Annotated in this window: 17 protein-coding genes; 11 read left to right on the top strand and 6 right to left on the bottom strand. The window is 63.6% G+C overall.

Features of this window, described 5'->3' with window-relative positions; translation table 11 throughout:
• Positions 1-57: 57 nt before the first annotated feature.
• Entirely contained in the window at positions 58-2,055 is a 1,998-nt protein-coding gene (locus NKJ28_RS29465; protein ID WP_352638092.1) for an AI-2E family transporter, read from the bottom strand.
• A gap of 260 nt (positions 2,056-2,315) precedes the next feature.
• Here NKJ28_RS29465 and NKJ28_RS29460 point away from each other — a divergent pair, with 260 nt between their 5' ends.
• From NKJ28_RS29460 to NKJ28_RS29450, 3 genes are all read left to right on the top strand, one after another.
• Complete coding sequence (locus NKJ28_RS29460; protein WP_023675661.1) at positions 2,316-2,612, top strand: hypothetical protein; 297 nt, start codon at positions 2,316-2,318, stop codon at positions 2,610-2,612.
• Between the two features lie 382 nt (positions 2,613-2,994).
• Positions 2,995-3,216, top strand: coding sequence for an alkylphosphonate utilization protein (locus tag NKJ28_RS29455; protein WP_023675660.1), 222 nt, complete (start codon positions 2,995-2,997; stop codon positions 3,214-3,216).
• 192 nt (positions 3,217-3,408) lie between these two features.
• Complete coding sequence (locus NKJ28_RS29450; RefSeq protein ID WP_352638091.1) at positions 3,409-5,379, top strand: acyltransferase family protein; 1,971 nt, start codon at positions 3,409-3,411, stop codon at positions 5,377-5,379.
• A 222-nt stretch (positions 5,380-5,601) separates the two neighbouring features.
• On the opposite strand, the gene NKJ28_RS29445 is transcribed toward NKJ28_RS29450, so the two are convergent.
• Entirely contained in the window at positions 5,602-5,880 is a 279-nt protein-coding gene (locus NKJ28_RS29445; protein WP_352453505.1) for a hypothetical protein, read from the bottom strand.
• Positions 5,881-6,154: 274 nt separating this feature from the next.
• Here NKJ28_RS29445 and NKJ28_RS29440 point away from each other — a divergent pair, with 274 nt between their 5' ends.
• Both NKJ28_RS29440 and NKJ28_RS29435 read left to right on the top strand, forming a co-directional pair.
• Positions 6,155-6,418 carry a hypothetical protein gene (locus NKJ28_RS29440; RefSeq protein ID WP_245274650.1) on the top strand — a complete coding sequence of 88 codons (264 nt, stop codon included), beginning with the start codon at positions 6,155-6,157 and terminating at the stop codon, positions 6,416-6,418.
• 223 nt (positions 6,419-6,641) lie between these two features.
• Positions 6,642-6,947 (top strand): hypothetical protein, encoded by a 306-nt coding sequence (locus NKJ28_RS29435; protein ID WP_023675656.1) that lies wholly within the window; start codon positions 6,642-6,644, stop codon positions 6,945-6,947.
• 44 nt (positions 6,948-6,991) lie between these two features.
• Here the strand turns inward: NKJ28_RS29435 and NKJ28_RS29430 are convergent, their stop codons facing one another.
• The 3 genes from NKJ28_RS29430 to NKJ28_RS29420 form a co-directional block, all read right to left on the bottom strand.
• Complete coding sequence (locus tag NKJ28_RS29430; RefSeq protein ID WP_352587019.1) at positions 6,992-7,597, bottom strand: DUF6456 domain-containing protein; 606 nt, start codon at positions 7,595-7,597, stop codon at positions 6,992-6,994.
• 65 nt (positions 7,598-7,662) lie between these two features.
• Entirely contained in the window at positions 7,663-8,298 is a 636-nt protein-coding gene (locus tag NKJ28_RS29425; protein ID WP_352638089.1) for a high mobility group family protein, read from the bottom strand.
• Positions 8,299-8,367: 69 nt separating this feature from the next.
• Positions 8,368-8,610, bottom strand: a complete 243-nt coding sequence (locus tag NKJ28_RS29420; RefSeq protein WP_352638088.1) for a hypothetical protein — start codon at positions 8,608-8,610, stop codon at positions 8,368-8,370.
• Positions 8,611-8,818: 208 nt separating this feature from the next.
• On the opposite strand from NKJ28_RS29420, the gene NKJ28_RS29415 reads away from it, so the two are divergent.
• Positions 8,819-9,514, top strand: coding sequence for an XRE family transcriptional regulator (locus tag NKJ28_RS29415; protein WP_023675652.1), 696 nt, complete (start codon positions 8,819-8,821; stop codon positions 9,512-9,514).
• 221 nt (positions 9,515-9,735) lie between these two features.
• Here NKJ28_RS29415 and NKJ28_RS29410 read toward each other — a convergent pair whose 3' ends face one another.
• A complete protein-coding gene (locus NKJ28_RS29410; RefSeq protein WP_352638087.1) occupies positions 9,736-10,035 on the bottom strand; it encodes a hypothetical protein in 300 nt (99 codons plus the stop codon).
• A gap of 192 nt (positions 10,036-10,227) precedes the next feature.
• Between NKJ28_RS29410 and NKJ28_RS29405 the strand changes: the two genes are divergently transcribed.
• The 5 genes from NKJ28_RS29405 to NKJ28_RS29385 all read left to right on the top strand — a co-directional run bounded on the left by NKJ28_RS29405 (position 10,228) and on the right by NKJ28_RS29385 (position 13,956).
• Positions 10,228-10,590, top strand: a complete 363-nt coding sequence (locus tag NKJ28_RS29405; RefSeq protein ID WP_352638086.1) for a hypothetical protein — start codon at positions 10,228-10,230, stop codon at positions 10,588-10,590.
• A 73-nt stretch (positions 10,591-10,663) separates the two neighbouring features.
• Complete coding sequence (locus tag NKJ28_RS29400) at positions 10,664-11,122, top strand: GNAT family N-acetyltransferase (protein ID WP_352638084.1); 459 nt, start codon at positions 10,664-10,666, stop codon at positions 11,120-11,122.
• Positions 11,050-11,769: a riboflavin biosynthesis intermediates N-glycosidase gene (gene ybiA, locus NKJ28_RS29395; protein ID WP_352638083.1), complete on the top strand. Its 720-nt coding sequence runs from the start codon at positions 11,050-11,052 to the stop codon at positions 11,767-11,769. Before NKJ28_RS29400 ends, ybiA begins: the two co-directional genes overlap by 73 nt.
• Before the next feature lie 130 nt (positions 11,770-11,899).
• A complete protein-coding gene (gene dinB, locus NKJ28_RS29390; protein ID WP_352638082.1) occupies positions 11,900-13,141 on the top strand; it encodes a DNA polymerase IV in 1,242 nt (413 codons plus the stop codon).
• Between the two features lie 170 nt (positions 13,142-13,311).
• Positions 13,312-13,956, top strand: a complete 645-nt coding sequence (locus tag NKJ28_RS29385) for a hypothetical protein (protein ID WP_352638081.1) — start codon at positions 13,312-13,314, stop codon at positions 13,954-13,956.
• Positions 13,957-14,112: the final 156 nt, after the last annotated feature.

The following is a 14,112-nucleotide window of genomic DNA, read 5'->3' as shown; positions in this document are numbered from 1 at the left end:
TTATTACCACTTTCGCGAAAGCGGTAATAACCCGACCTGCCGCAGTCTTCGCCGCGCTCATTTTGCCGCGGCGAGCGGCTCTTTCTTGCGCGCCGGCGTCAGGCGGCGCATGCGGCGTTTGGCGGTGGTCTTCAGCGCCACCGGCGGAGCGCTGGACAACGCACCGAGCACCGCGCCTACCATGCCATGTGCGACGAAATCGGCGTTGATCTCGTTGGCCAATCTGGCATCTGCCTCCTGGTTGTCGCTGTCGGCTCCCGACCACAAGACGATGCCCACTCGCAACCTTGGTTTGGCGCGTTTCAGCCGACGGACCAGGAACCGCCCGTGCTTGACGGAATCCCGGTTCAAAAATCCGACGACGACAGTATCGACGGCGTCGAGCTCAAGGCGGCGAATGCTCCCCGGTTCCATCTCGGCGAAGCTCGCTCTCAACACCGTAGCGCCCTGGACTTCGAGCACCTGCGCCAGCATGGCGGCAGCCGCGTCGTCGAGTTCGCCGCGCCCTCCGGCGCACAGCACCGACATGCCCGTGCCATCCGGCAGTTCGGTGTCTTCCTCGCCCTGAACCTCCCCCTGAACGTGCTTGTCCTCGCGTGAGCCGTGGTCCTCGGCCGCGGCCGTGTCGTCCGCTTCCGCCTCCTCCTGCGCGCTGTCGTCGAGGTTCGCCACCATCGTCAGCGCGCTGCCCGCGACCTGCTGTCTTTGCTCATCGCTCAACACACCACGCACCCGGTCCTGCTCGCCGAGCAGAAGTGCGGGAATCGCGACCTTGTCGTAGAACTCGACCAGATATTCTTCCTCCAGCATCTCCTCGGCATGGTCCGTCGCTTCCTCGGGATCGCCGGCCAGCAGCCGCTGGTAAAGCCGGGCGTGCGGTTCGAGCACGGGTTCGTTGCCGAACAGAACGTCGAGGAATTCGAACTGCGGCACATGGCGGCCGAGCACGACGAGGCAGACCGTGAGCGGCGTCGACAGAACCAGGCCCAATGGCCCCCAAAGCCAGGTCCAGAAGATCGCCGCAACGATGATGGCCAATGGCGACAGCCCGGTGCGCGAGCCGTAGAGCCAAGGTTCGATCACGTTGCCGGTGATCAGTTCCACCACGACGAAAAGCCCTGCAGTCCAGAGCACGAGCGACCAGCCGGGCGCCACGGCCAGCGCCAGGAACAGAGGCAACAGCGTCGCTATGACCGGGCCGATATAGGGAACGAAGCGCAGCGCCAGCGCCAGCAAGCCCCACAGCAATGGATTGGGTATGCCCAGCAGCCAAAGTCCGATTGCAATTGGGACGGCATAGACGATGTTCACGACCAGTTGCATGAGCAGATAGCGGCCGACGCGCTTGCCGGCATCCTGCAGCGCCTCGGTGGTTCGATGCAGATCGCCATAGCCGACGAGGCGTATGAAGCGATCGCGCAGGTCCTCCCGCTCGAGCAGCATGAATATGACGACCACGACGATCAGTCCGGCCGATGCCAGCGGGCTCAGCAGCGGGCCGATCAGATTCTGGAGAACCTCGAGCGGTCGTTCGCGCGCGACGATTTCGACCGGGATCGGTTCCCGCGGAGGCTGATCGGCGGCGGGTTGTGCGGGCTCGGGTCTGTCGAGCTCCTGGCCGACGCGTTCGATCACCCGGCTCAATCTGGAAACGATGCCGCCGCCGACGCCGGTTTCCTTGAGCGACCGGACCTTGGTCAGGATATTCGCCTGGTAAAGCGGAATGTTCCGCGCCAGTTCACTGACCTGCGTGGCGACGATGAAGGAGAACAGAGCCAGCACCGTGAATGCGCCGAGCACACTGGCGATCACGGCAGGAAGACGCGGAATGCCGGCTCGCTTGAGTGCCGACACCATGGGCACGAGCGCAAAGGTAAGCAGCAGCGCGATTGCGATCGGCAGAAAGACCTCGCGCCCGAAATAGAGCGCCGCGACGGCCGTCACGACCGACGCTACGCTGGGCAACGATGTGCGCGGAAGCGCCCTGGCCGCGGAAACAATGCCCGCCCGCCGGGGCTCCGACAGGTGCGCGTCGTTTCGACGATTTGCCGCCACTTGATACCTCCGCCCCGCCGTCGCCATGATCGGGCATATTGAGCCGGCGTGCAACTTCGCAGCGTCTCACCCAGCTGGACGCCGATTGCCCTGGTCGGCAGCGCGGCAAATTCAGTCATGGTAGAATTTTTTGCATTAATGACGTCACGGGCAATCCTGTTCCATGTCTGCGCCAGAACGTGGAACTTTTGGGTCAAAACACCGTTCCTTCGTAGATCGCTGATGGACAACCTCAAAGCAGCAGCTCAGGAGGAATGATCATGAACATCAAGACGCTTTGCATGGGCGCGATGGCGCTTTCGATGATGACCGGCGCAGCGCTTGCCGCCGGTGCCACTGGCACTTCGGCGCTCGACGATCCGCAGAAAATGAACCCCTTCTTCACCGACGCCGGCATGAAGACCATGAAGTCGGAAGCCGAATTCAAGGCGGCATGGATGGCCATGTCCACGAGCGACCGAGCCATGATGTTGAAGGAATGCAGCGACGCAGGCATTGCCACGATGCATGCCGACTTCTGCAAGATGGCCAACCAGCTCGGTGGCGCCAACAAGTGATCGTTGCCAATTGAAATAACGCACCAAGCGAAAGGGCGGGCAGGTCTGTCACTGCGACCTTCCTGTCCGCACGGGCGGGCGCTCATCTATTTGAACTCGTGCCGGAATATCCGCGTAAAAGGCCACGACTTCGATTGCCGTGGCGCCATTGGCATGGCTTGGCCGGAGCGCATGTCGCGAAGCGGCAATGCCACTACCGCCCAGGGGGTCCCAGTCTGCTCACAATCCGGGTTTTCCGGTCGGCCGTCCGCCTGGCATTAGCGGTCGGCACGCTTGGTTACCGGCACGCTGCCCCCGGCACGCTTGACCTCGCCGCCAACCGTGGGATAGGCCGGGTAATGAGCCAACCACCTCCGCACCGGAGTCCCACGAAAGACCTGCCATGACCGACGCGATCATAAGAGACAGCAATGGCACGGCGCTGCACGAGGGCGACTCCGTGACCCTGATCAAGGATCTCAAGGTCAAAGGCACGTCGGAGACGATCAAGCGCGGCACGCTGGTGAAGAATATTCGCCTCACCGGCAATCCCGGCGAGATCGAATGCAGCACCAGGCAGGTGAAGGGCCTGGTGCTGAAGACCGAGTTTTTGAAAAAGGCGTGATCGCCTCGGCACCCTTCGCTTCGCTTCCATATCAGTCGCTCTCGAATCGCTCATGTGAGTGAATCGCCCACGCGAGGAACTGGAGGAGCCGCGCCCTCCCCCTATGTTGCACTGCGTTAGATTTGTTGCATTGCAATATCGTCGCATCGGGTCGAGCCTCTGCGAGGTGGGCATTCCTTGCATGAGGTGATTGTGTCGGCATCATTTCGGCCTGACATCGAAGGGCTGCGCGCGCTGGCGGTGGCGGGTGTCATCGCCTTCCATTTTGGTCTGTCCGGCCTGCCCGGCGGCTTTGCCGGCGTCGACATCTTCTTCGTCATCTCCGGCTATCTGATCACCCGTCACCTGGTTACGGAAATCACCGAGACCGGGCGGCTGAACCTCTGGCGCTTCTACGCCCGGCGCGCCCGGCGCCTGTTGCCGGCGGCACTGTTCGTCATCCTCGCCACGCTGTTCACGGGTTACTTCATCCTGTCGCCGGAGGAACAGGCGCTTTATTCGAAAGGCGCCATGTTCGCCTCCGCCTACATGATCAACCTTTGGCTGATCCGCTGGTCGTTCGACTATTTCGCCGCCGACGCCACCAACAACCCGTTCATCCACTTCTGGTCGCTCTCGGTCGAGGAACAGTTCTATTTGGCATGGCCGGCGCTGCTTCTCGCCGCCGCTTGGCTGCGTCCCGGCAAGCGCGCCGCTATAATCGTCATCGGCGTCGCCGGCGCGGCCTCCTTCGCCGCCTGCGCCTGGCTGACGGAAGTGTCGCAGCCCTGGGCGTTCTATTTCTCGCCGCTCAGGGCCTGGGAATTCGCCGCCGGCGGCCTCGCGACCATGGCGCCGGCAAAGATCTGGCGCGACCGGCCGCTGCTGGCCACGCTCCAGGCATGCCTCGGTCTGGCACTGATCGCCTGGGCCTATCTGATGCTGGACGAAGACTCGCCGTTTCCCGGGGTGAATGCGCTGGCGCCTGTTGCCGGCACCGTGCTGCTGCTGCTCAGCGGCAGCGGCGGCCGCAATCTGCCGAGCGCCGTGCTGGCGCTGCCGCCCATGCAATGGTTGGGCCGGCTGTCCTATTCGCTCTATCTCTGGCACTGGCCGGTCATCGTCTATGCGGCGATGGTGGTTCCCAGCCTGTCCATCCTGGACCGCCTTGCCTGCGCGGCGCTGACGCTGCTTCTATCGATGTTCACCTATCATTTCATCGAGAACCCGATCCGCCGCAACGGCTGGCTGATGGCCGGAGCAGCGCGGGCGCTGGTGCCCGCCGTCGCGCTGACCGGCGCCGGCGTGGTCGCGGCCTATGGCAATGCGCGCTTTGCCGAGCACAATCTCAGCCCCGAACAGCACGTCATCGCCGACAGCGCCGCCCAGCTCTCCACCGTGCGCGCGACCAATGGCGGCTGCGTGCTCGATTTCGAGACCGTCAAGCCGAAGCCCTGCATGTTCGGCCGCAAGGATGCCCAGCGCTCGGTCGTGCTGTTCGGCGACTCGCATGCCGACCATTGGTCGACGCCGCTGATCAAGGCGGCCGAGAAGAACAATTTTCGCGTCGTCACCTTTCTCAAATCCTCCTGCCGGGCTTCGCGGGTGACGACCTGGAACTGGCGGCTGAAGCGCGACTACACCGAATGCGATCAATGGCGCGAGCAGTCGGTCAAGGACATCATCGCGCTCCACCCGCAACTGGTGGTGATCTCGGAGTTCTCGATCGGAAATGTGATGAAAGAATCGCCCGAGGAGTTGAAGCACGCCGATTGGCAAGCGCAGTGGCGGACCGGCCTCAGCTGGACGCTTCAAGCCTTCAGCCAGGCCGGCATCAAGGTCGCGGTCATCAGGGACGTTCCCTACAATGCAAGCTACGCCGACAAATGCGTGGCGCGGGCGCTGTGGCGGGGCCAGACGCCCGCGACATGCGACACGCCGAGGATCATGGCGGCAAACGACGACATCGCCACCATCGAGCGCGATATCGTGCGCTCGACACCGAACGCTGCTTACATCGACATGACCGACCGCTTTTGCGACCAGACCACCTGCCATGTCTTCATCGACGGCAAACTAGCCTTCCGCGACCGCCACCACTTGGCGACGCCCTTCGCCGAAACGCTGGAACCGGCAGTGGAGCGGGCGCTGTTTTCGGATGTGATGGCGGCGGACGTAAAGTAACGGTTCCGGATCTTGTCGGATCACGACCCAGCCCTCGGCAAGCAACCATGCGGGGGTCAGCTAAGGATAAGACCCGCCAGGAAAACCGTAAGGATAAGCGACAGCGGAACTGCAAGAAGGCAGCACAGCTCGAAAGCTCGCCAAGAAGTCATTGGGCGCTTTTCCATGTTGGCCTCCTCCCTCAACGGCCAGACCGAGACGGCAGTTCCGCTTAGATAGTGCTCACCCCCACCACTCATCATGCAATTGGCGCAACTCGTTCCGCTTCCTGGTCATCCATCGTGCACGCGCCAGATGTGTCGCCCACGCCCGGAAAGCCCTCTCCGGCTCCTGCTCCGGATCAATGTGCAGAACGATGCGGGCGACCTCACGCCAATCGGTCCCTTCAGCCGACGCGTCGAGCAGCCGGATATAAGTAAGCATGCGATCTTCGTCATAACCGGTCGGCACTGAAGACGTCGGCGCTGCGTTCGCGATATGAGAGTTTGGCGGCTTTGGCATTGCGACCTACCAGCAATGGCGCACCGTAGCAGCCTATAAAGAAGCCCGCGCCCTTTGATCGGAGGATGCGCCGATCGAGATTCGCCTCGACGGTCGGCAAATGGCGGCCTCAGGCGGAGTTCACCGCCCAGCTGGGCTCACGCCTCACCACGTCGTGATCGGGTCGAGGCAATCTATCTATTTTAGTGGAACCTAATTTAGTCGACGCAATTATGCGTGCGTGAGAAAGCGTGAAATCCAGACCGTCACTGAAAGCCGGCTATCGCGAGATCAGTTGGCCGATGATCCAGTGATTGCAGTCGATTTGACGGAACGGATATTACAGGCGGCCGACAACGACAGGATTGTCTGCCTCGTTGTGGCAACGGAGCAACTGGAAACCGACCGCATCGAGAAAGCGGAGCCTAAGGAGACCAGGATTGCCACAAGCTTCGTCCGGGACTTTGAGGTAATGCTGCTTGTTCTTTATGCGGCCTACGCCCTCGCTGTGCTGGGTGCGACCGCGTTCGTTTTGCTGGAATTGGGCCATGTTCTGTAGGCAGACGTCGGCAAAAGACGGGACTGACGCGCGATTGCCGCTGTTTGATGAGAGGAGCGGCCACGCTGCGTCGACGATCCGACCCCGGCGCAGCCAGCGGCGTTTTCGCGCCAGCAGGCGCTAAACTTCGGGCCCGTCCGTTCCTTACATCTTGCCAATCTATGGAACGAGGCTGCCCCTCGGGGGTTTTTCTATTAGAGGGACGTTAAAGAAGGAGGTAGCTATGAAGAAGCTCCTGCTTGCCTCGGTGATCGCCATCGCCTCGGCGGCTTCCGTGATCGGCCCGGCGAATGCCGGCGGCAGCGTCACGATCGGCATCGGCAACGGCTATGACGACGACTATTATTATCGCCACCATCGATATTCCGATTACGACGATGAGTACGTCCCCCGTTACCGCTATGATGTCTACGACGAGGACTACAGGCCGCGCTACCGGTACCACCACCGGCGCTGCCACACCGAAGTCATCAAGCACTGGCGTCATCACCACCGGATTATCGAAAGAATCCGTGTCTGCCGTCGTTGACGGATCGATCCGGCCGGTATTGCCGGCCGGATCGGCGGGGCTTCTCACCTCGGCTTGCGCATCAGCATCATGCCGTAATGCACGGCCAATATGTCGAGCCCGATCTTGAGTAGTTTCACCACCACGTCGCGCGGCTCGCCGGCCTGTTCGGCCAGGCTCTTGACCGTTGCGTCGGCACAGCAGACCTTTTGCACGATGCCGGCGATCTCCCAATGGACAAGCGCCCTGGTTGCCTCGGCATGGTCGCGGCCGGCGGACAGGATGTGTTCGGCGACGCCGCTGCCGGTACGGCCGCCGTCGACGCGCTCGGCCCAAGCCATCGGCTTGGCGGTTGCCTCGGACGAGTTGCGGAAATCCTGGCGGTAGCGCGTACCCGCCTCGCGCTGCTGGCGCGACAGCGAGGTGAGGCCGCTCAGCGGGTCGACGTTGCGCACCCGCACGATGCCGCCGGTCGCTGTGTGGCCGTCATTGGAGACCTCATAGAGGCGCGCTCCCTCCTGCGTCCCCTTCGCCAGCCGCTTGCGGCCGAACCGGTCGTCCTTCAGTGCGAAATCATGGCCGATCTCCTTGCGGATGCGCACCTGCTCGGCCTCGCCTTTCGGCAATCGCGGTGGCCTGGCTGTGGCCTTTTGGGCGGTTTTGGTGCTCATCGGCTCGGTCCTCCTAGGTTTTGGTCGTCGGGCTCTGGCGAACTTCCAGCCTCATTGCAGCGGGCTCAAATCGCTTCGGCCGGCAGCGTGCGCAGGAAGCGCGCAGCGTGATAGGCGCAGTAGCTTTTCGAAGGCTTTGTGCGCAGCCCGCAGCACAGCATGTCCAAACCGGGGCGGCTGCCGGGGGCGTCGTTTTCCGCATCCTCCTGCGGCGTCGTGTCGAGCGGCGCGCGGCAGCGCTCGAACAGGCAATCGATGAAGCGCATGGCAACGAAATGCGGCTGGCGACCGCCGGCGGCGATCGGGCGCGGCGCCGGCATTTCGAGCGGCGCGCCATCTGACCCGGTGATCCGAGTCGGACCCGGCTGCCAGGCCGGCGGCGCCAGCCTGGCCGACAGCCTTGCCGGGCGGCAGCGTGGCTCGGCCTTCGGAGCCGACTCCGCTTGATCAGCAGTGCTTGATGGCTCAGGCGCCGAATTTCCGAGCCGGCCGCCAGAGCGTCCGCCACACCAGCCTTTGGATCTGGCAAGGCCGATGGCGCGCAGACGGGCGGTGCGGTGGACGATGCCGATGATGGCCGCGCGCGAGGCCGGGCGGCCGCGCAGCGCGGTCAACCGGGTGGCGATCTTCGCGGCCGACAGCCCGCTCATCAGCCAGTTCTCTATTTGTTCCAGTTCCGAGGCGGAATAGCGGGCGCCCATGATGTTTCATTTCCTGCAAAAATGGTTGTGTGCGGCGCCGGCTTCGCCGGCCTCAGGCTCGAAAGCCGGTCAGCCTTCGCGTGGTCTGCTGCGATCGAGCTTCATCTCGGCCGCCTGCCTTGTTGCGCCGGACACTGCCTTGTCCGTCCGCTCGTCGAAGGCGATGACCGTGCCGTCTTCGGTGCGGATGCAGGAAACCGCGGCTTCCGCATTGCCGGCCGGCAGGTAATTCGTGGCCGGAGCCGCGAGGGGAACGGCTCCGGCCGTTCCGGCCGCTTGCGCTGCCGGATCCGAGGCGCGAGCCTCGGGCATCGTCCCGGCCGGGGAGGAGGACAGCCGCGACGAAGGGGAAAGGGTTGGCACATGACTACCTCGGCCGCCGCCTTGGCGCTGAAGGGCGGATTCGAGGACCGAAAGCTGGCGGAGCGACTTGTGCATGACCACATAAGAGCATAACTCAAACCATAATGCAAGCGATTCTTGCATAGACGAAACCGAATCTTGTGCCTCAGATGGAGCCATGGTGAAAACTGCACTGTCGATCAAGGTCGGGGCGGCGATCCGCCGGGCGCGCAAGCAGCGCGGCCTGGTGATGCGCCACATTGCCGAGCACAACGACACCGATGTCGCTGCCGTCGGCAATTGGGAAACCGGGCGCAACCTGCCCAAGACCGAGAACCTTTTGAAGACCGCCGCGTTCCTGCGCGTCGACCCGGTGGCGCTCGGCAAGGGCGAGGTCGTCTTCCTCGAAGATGCCGGGCCGGTTGCCGATGCCGAGATCGTCACCGATTCCGGCCCCCTGCCCGCCGGGCCGATGGACATCCAGCTTCTCGGCACCGCCGTCGGCGGCGACGATGGCGACTTCACCTTCAACGGCCAGCCGGCCGGCTATGTCCAGCGGCCGCCGGGGATCCGGCATCTGCGCAACGTGTTTGCGCTGCACGTGCTGAGCGATTCGATGGTGCCGCGCTACGAGCCCGGCGAGATGATCTATTGCGGCGGCCGCGAAGCGTTGCCCGGCGACCATGTGGTGATCGAGACGCTGCCCGAGGAGAACGAGCAAAACGGCAAGGCTTTCATCAAGAAGCTGGTCAAGCGCACCGCCGCCGAGCTGATCGTCGAACAGTACAACCCGCCCAAGACGCTGTCCTTCAACCGCTACGCCATCAAGAACGTCTTCCGCGTCATCCCGCTCAAGGAATTGCTGGGGTATTGAGGGCTTGTTGCCTTCTCCCCTTGTGGGAGAAGGTGGATCGGCGCACAGCGCCGAGCCGGATGAGGGGTGCTGGAAGGAACGCGGCGGAGGAAATGTAGAAGCGATTTTTATGCACTTACGCCATCAAGGTAGCGATCCGTCCAACACCCCTCATCCGACCGAGCTTCGCTCGGCCACCTTCTCCCACAAGGGGAGAAGGGAAGAGCAGCACGCCCGCCCCCTCAAGCCCGCCTCGACTGCAGCTCTCGACCGTTGAGCAGGCGCGCCTCGGCGCGGGTCCGTTGCCGGTCGTCGATGAAGGCGGCCTGGATCGAGACGGCGGCGCCCGGCAGGCCGTCGGCCCGACAGGCCTTGCAGATCAGGCGCCCCGAAAGTGCGGCCAGCGGTGTCTCCGGCCTCACCCCATGCCGCTTGAGCTCGGCCGGTTTCCACCACCTGTTGCGGCCGCAATCGATGCACTCGACGGCAATCGAGACAACATCCGCGATCGTCGCTTCCCTGCCCGCTAATGCCATAGCCATCCCCATCATTGTTCCTGCTTTGTTCACATCATTATCGGTTTTCGGGGCGGAGTCGAGTCGGTTCCGCTTGCACCAACGTGAAAGTTTCACTTGTTCAGATACTTGAGTTATGCTTCTATCTCGTGCAGGCTGGAATCGGCGCGAGCAACAGAACCGCGGCCGCTCCGTCGGCCGGCAAGCAAGGGAGTGACGATGGACCTCGCCCAGTTCGCCCAGGCCTGCGGTTATGCCGGCGACAGCCCGGCCATGCTTGCTGCCTTCGCAGCCATCCGCCAGGACGGCATCCGCACGGCGCGCCAGGGCCATCGCCAGCGCAAGGCGGCGATCGACCGGATGAAGCCGAGCCGCGCTTTGTTCCTGGCGGCGATCCGCCCGGCGCAGTCGGCCGAGGAAGCGATCGAGGACGCTGCCCGCTTCGTGTCGATGTTCCGCAACATGCCGCACTGGCGACAGGAAAGGCGCGCCGCCGACCTCACCCGCGCCAGGCAGCAGCGCCTGTTCGCCCGCTTCTTCCGCCGCTACGGCCACCGCCTCTGGGCGCTCGAGGCCACCTGAAGGCGCGCGGGCCTCCCTTGCAAGTCAAAACGGATATTGCGATCGCTGACACCGCGCCGTATGTCTCCGCGCGATGAGCGAGATCGAATTCCGTCGCGCGCAGGCGCCCGACCTGCCGGCGATCGTTGCAATGCTTGCCGACGATGTGCTCGGCGCAGACCGGGAAGACCCGTCCACGCCGCTTGCGCCATCCTATCTCGATGCCTTTAGCGCAATCGATACCGATCCCAACCAGTTGCTGGCCGTCGCCGTCAACGCCGGGCAAGTGGTCGGAACGCTGCAGCTCAGCTTCCTTCCAGGCATTTCGAGAAAAGGCGCCTGGCGCGGCCAGATCGAAGGCGTTCGCGTCGCCTGGCAATGGCGCTCTCGCGGCGTCGGCAAGTTGATGATCGAATGGGCGATTGAAACATGCCGTTCGCGCAATTGCAGCTTCGTCCAGCTCACCACGGACAAAGGTCGATGGGAGGCGCACGCTTTTTACGAGCGCCTCGGCTTCACCGCCAGTCATCTCGGCTACAAGATGGCGCTGTAGATCAGCATTTCATCGCATTCAGCGCCGACCGCTCATCTTCGCTATCCACTCTGGATGGAGCATTGACAAGCCGGCCGTTCGCCCTGCTCCATCCGCCCATGATTTACGACCGAACCTGGCTTGAGAAAACCTTTCGCGCAAAGCCCCGGCAGAAGTTCCTGTTCTTCTGGGGCCATCAGCCGTCTAAGGACGGCCGCATAACCACGTCGTGCTTCAGCCAGTGGTGGCATGCGCCCTTTACCGTCGATGGCCTGAGCTATCCGACTGCCGAACACTGGATGATGGCCGAGAAGGCACGACTGTTCGGTGATGCTCCGACAGCAACACAAATCCTCAGGGCGGCGAGCCCCAAGCAGGCAAAGCAGCTTGGCCGCCAGGTGAGCGGCTTCGATGGCACCAAATGGGATGCAGACAAATATCGCATCGTGACTGAAGGGAGCTTTCAGAAGTTCCGTCAGAACGCGGCGCTGCGCGAATATCTGTTGTCGACGCATGACCGGGTGCTGGTCGAGGCGAGCCCTGTCGACCGGGTGTGGGGTATCGGCCTTGCGGCGGATGACGAGAGGGCAGTGAACCCGCTGCTGTGGCGCGGCGAGAACCTGTTGGGATTCGCGCTGATGCAGGCCCGCGATCGGCTGCGCGGCTGAACATTGCCGTGCGCTCGTCATCTGCGGCAGCCTCCGCGCTGCTTGACAATCCACCCACAATGTTCTCTTTATGTTCTCATCACAACTCGACACAATGCGGCGTTCGAACCGCCGCGGGCGAACGGGCCGGATGGAAGCCAACATCCTCCACGCGGATCTGGATGCCTTCTATGCCTCGGTCGAACAGTTGCTCGACCCGGCCTTGCGCGGCAAGCCGATTGCCGTCGGCGGCGGGGTAGTGCTTGCCGCATCCTATGAAGCCAAGGCGTTCGGCGTGCGCGGCGGTATGCCGGGACGGCGGGCGCGGGAACTCTGCCCGCAACTCATCTTCGTCGGCGGCCATTTTAAGGACTATCAGCGGCTGGGCGATGCGGCAATCAAGGTGCTCGGCGATTTCACGCCGGTGGTCGAGCGGATTTCGATCGACGAGGCCTTTGCCGACGTCGCCGGCTGCACCCATTTGTTCGGCTCGCCGGCCGAGATCGCCGGCAAGATCCGCCGCCGCGTGCGGACCGAGCTTGGCCTGCCGATCTCGGTCGGCGTAGCCCGCACCAAGCATCTGGCCAAGATCGCCTCACAGGTCGCAAAACCGGACGGGCTGGTGGTGGTCGATCCGCGCCACGAGCTGGAGTTCCTGCACCACCTGCCGGTCGAGCTGATGTGGGGCGTCGGCCCGGTCACCAGGCAGCGGCTGGCCGGCATCGGCGTCAACACCATCGGCGAGCTGGCGAAGACCAATGGTGGGGCGCTTGAGCGCCTGCTCGGGCCGGCGGCGGGAGAGAAACTCAACGCGCTGGCGTGGAACCGCGATCCGCGCAAGCTCGAGACGCAGCGCCGGGCGCGCTCGGCGGGTGCGCAGTCGGCGCTTGGCCGAAAACCGGCCGAGGAGCAGGTCTTCGTGCCGGCTTTGCTGCATCTGGCCGACAGGGTCGCCACAAGATTGCGGGCGAAATCCCGGCCCGGCCGCACGGTGACGGTTCGCGTCCGCTTTGCCGATTTGCGCTCGGTGACGCGCTCGATCACGCTCGACCAGCCGATATCGGCAACCGCCATGCTGGCCGAGATCGCCGAGGCGCTGGTGCGCAAGGTGCTCATCGACCATCCGCACGAAAAGACAATCTCGCTGCTGGCGATCGCCGTATCGCATCTGGAGCAGCATGCCGGCCTGCAACTGGAACTGCCGCTCGGGCTCGACGACGACCGCCGCCGCCCCGGCACCAGCAAGGGCGCGGCGCGCTGGACCGCGGATCGCGCCGTCGACAAGATCCGCGACCGCTTCGGCTGGGAGGCGGTGGGCTACGCCTCGGTCGCGCTCGGGCTACAGCGGTCGGTTCCCGACGCCTTTCGCGAGCTGGCCGAAAAGGAATTGTGAGCCTCGATTACACTTTGGTTGCCAAGTCGGCGGAATGACGTTGAAGGCTGCGGACTTGTGAATTTATCTTCGGTCCAGTTGGTCGTGCACCGGTTTGGGCATCAGCCAGACAGGGTAGCACCCGCCCGCAAATCCTTCCGCACCTTCATTTCGAACGACAGGAGATCGGCATGGGACAGAACGCCGGATATTTCGCACTCATCGTTGCCGGACTGGTGACCAATGCAACGACGCTGGCCAAGCCGCTCAACCCGGACCGGGCGATTCCATCCCTGGGCGATATCAACTCGCCGCTGGCCAGCCCGCTATTCAAACAGGTCAAGGCTGGGCCGCTGGAGATAAAGCTTGAGGAAACCACGCTTGCCGATGTCGAAAAAGCCTTCGGCGGAGCGATGCACGATGAAGGTGACGCCGGAGATTCACGCCACTGGCTTTGCTATGCCGGCCCCGACGCCGGCGGATCGCCGTCGATCTTCTGGTTCGTATCCGGCGAGATGGGCGGCTCCGACCACGGTGTCCTGTCCGTCGCCCTGCAGCCGAACCCGGAAGGCAAGGTGCCGGAAGGATGCGCCAGCGCGCCTGCCAGCCTGACAGCTATTGAACTCGATACACCCGGCGTCGGAGCGCCGCTGAGCGACGTGGCCGCGAAATTTGGCGCCGCCAAGCCCGATCGTTACGGCCATTTCGGCTTCGCCGCCTCTTATCCTGCTTCGTCTCCCGACCAGAAGGACGCCACGGTCACGCAGACGCTCACCTACACAGCCGGGAACGGCAGGATAACCGGCGTGGCGGTGACGCAAGTCACCACCAATTAGGGTGTCCCCGCTCGGTTGGCGAGATAGTGTGCTGAAGGTTCTGCAAAAAGTTTTGGAGAGAGAACGGCGCCTGCTCTGAGGGGCGAGCGGCCATGGCACGGTGGTGACGTTGCGATCACCGATTCCCGTGGAAGGGGAAGTGCCATGACCAATCGA

The sequence above is a fragment of the Mesorhizobium sp. M0145 genome, assembly GCF_040322355.1.
GTDB lineage: Bacteria > Pseudomonadota > Alphaproteobacteria > Rhizobiales > Rhizobiaceae > Mesorhizobium.
The sequence above is the reverse complement of the archived record's forward strand: the minus strand, read 5'-3'. Positions and strand labels throughout refer to the sequence as shown.

What these genes read in the sequence shown, in the direction of transcription:
- NKJ28_RS29460 (WP_023675661.1), top strand. Translation starts at nt 2,316, where the DNA reads ATGAACATCAAGACGCTTTGCATGGGCGCGATGGCGCTTTCGATGATG.
- NKJ28_RS29455 (WP_023675660.1), top strand. Translation starts at nt 2,995, where the DNA reads ATGACCGACGCGATCATAAGAGACAGCAATGGCACGGCGCTGCACGAG.
- NKJ28_RS29445 (WP_352453505.1), bottom strand. Translation starts at nt 5,880, where the DNA reads ATGCCAAAGCCGCCAAACTCTCATATCGCGAACGCAGCGCCGACGTCT.
- NKJ28_RS29435 (WP_023675656.1), top strand. Translation starts at nt 6,642, where the DNA reads ATGAAGAAGCTCCTGCTTGCCTCGGTGATCGCCATCGCCTCGGCGGCT.
- NKJ28_RS29430 (WP_352587019.1), bottom strand. Translation starts at nt 7,597, where the DNA reads ATGAGCACCAAAACCGCCCAAAAGGCCACAGCCAGGCCACCGCGATTG.
- NKJ28_RS29425 (WP_352638089.1), bottom strand. Translation starts at nt 8,298, where the DNA reads ATGGGCGCCCGCTATTCCGCCTCGGAACTGGAACAAATAGAGAACTGG.
- NKJ28_RS29420 (WP_352638088.1), bottom strand. Translation starts at nt 8,610, where the DNA reads ATGCCCGAGGCTCGCGCCTCGGATCCGGCAGCGCAAGCGGCCGGAACG.
- NKJ28_RS29415 (WP_023675652.1), top strand. Translation starts at nt 8,819, where the DNA reads ATGGTGAAAACTGCACTGTCGATCAAGGTCGGGGCGGCGATCCGCCGG.
- NKJ28_RS29410 (WP_352638087.1), bottom strand. Translation starts at nt 10,035, where the DNA reads ATGGCTATGGCATTAGCGGGCAGGGAAGCGACGATCGCGGATGTTGTC.
- NKJ28_RS29405 (WP_352638086.1), top strand. Translation starts at nt 10,228, where the DNA reads ATGGACCTCGCCCAGTTCGCCCAGGCCTGCGGTTATGCCGGCGACAGC.
- NKJ28_RS29400 (WP_352638084.1), top strand. Translation starts at nt 10,664, where the DNA reads ATGAGCGAGATCGAATTCCGTCGCGCGCAGGCGCCCGACCTGCCGGCG.
- ybiA (WP_352638083.1), top strand. Translation starts at nt 11,050, where the DNA reads ATGGGAGGCGCACGCTTTTTACGAGCGCCTCGGCTTCACCGCCAGTCA.
- dinB (WP_352638082.1), top strand. Translation starts at nt 11,900, where the DNA reads ATGGAAGCCAACATCCTCCACGCGGATCTGGATGCCTTCTATGCCTCG.
- NKJ28_RS29385 (WP_352638081.1), top strand. Translation starts at nt 13,312, where the DNA reads ATGGGACAGAACGCCGGATATTTCGCACTCATCGTTGCCGGACTGGTG.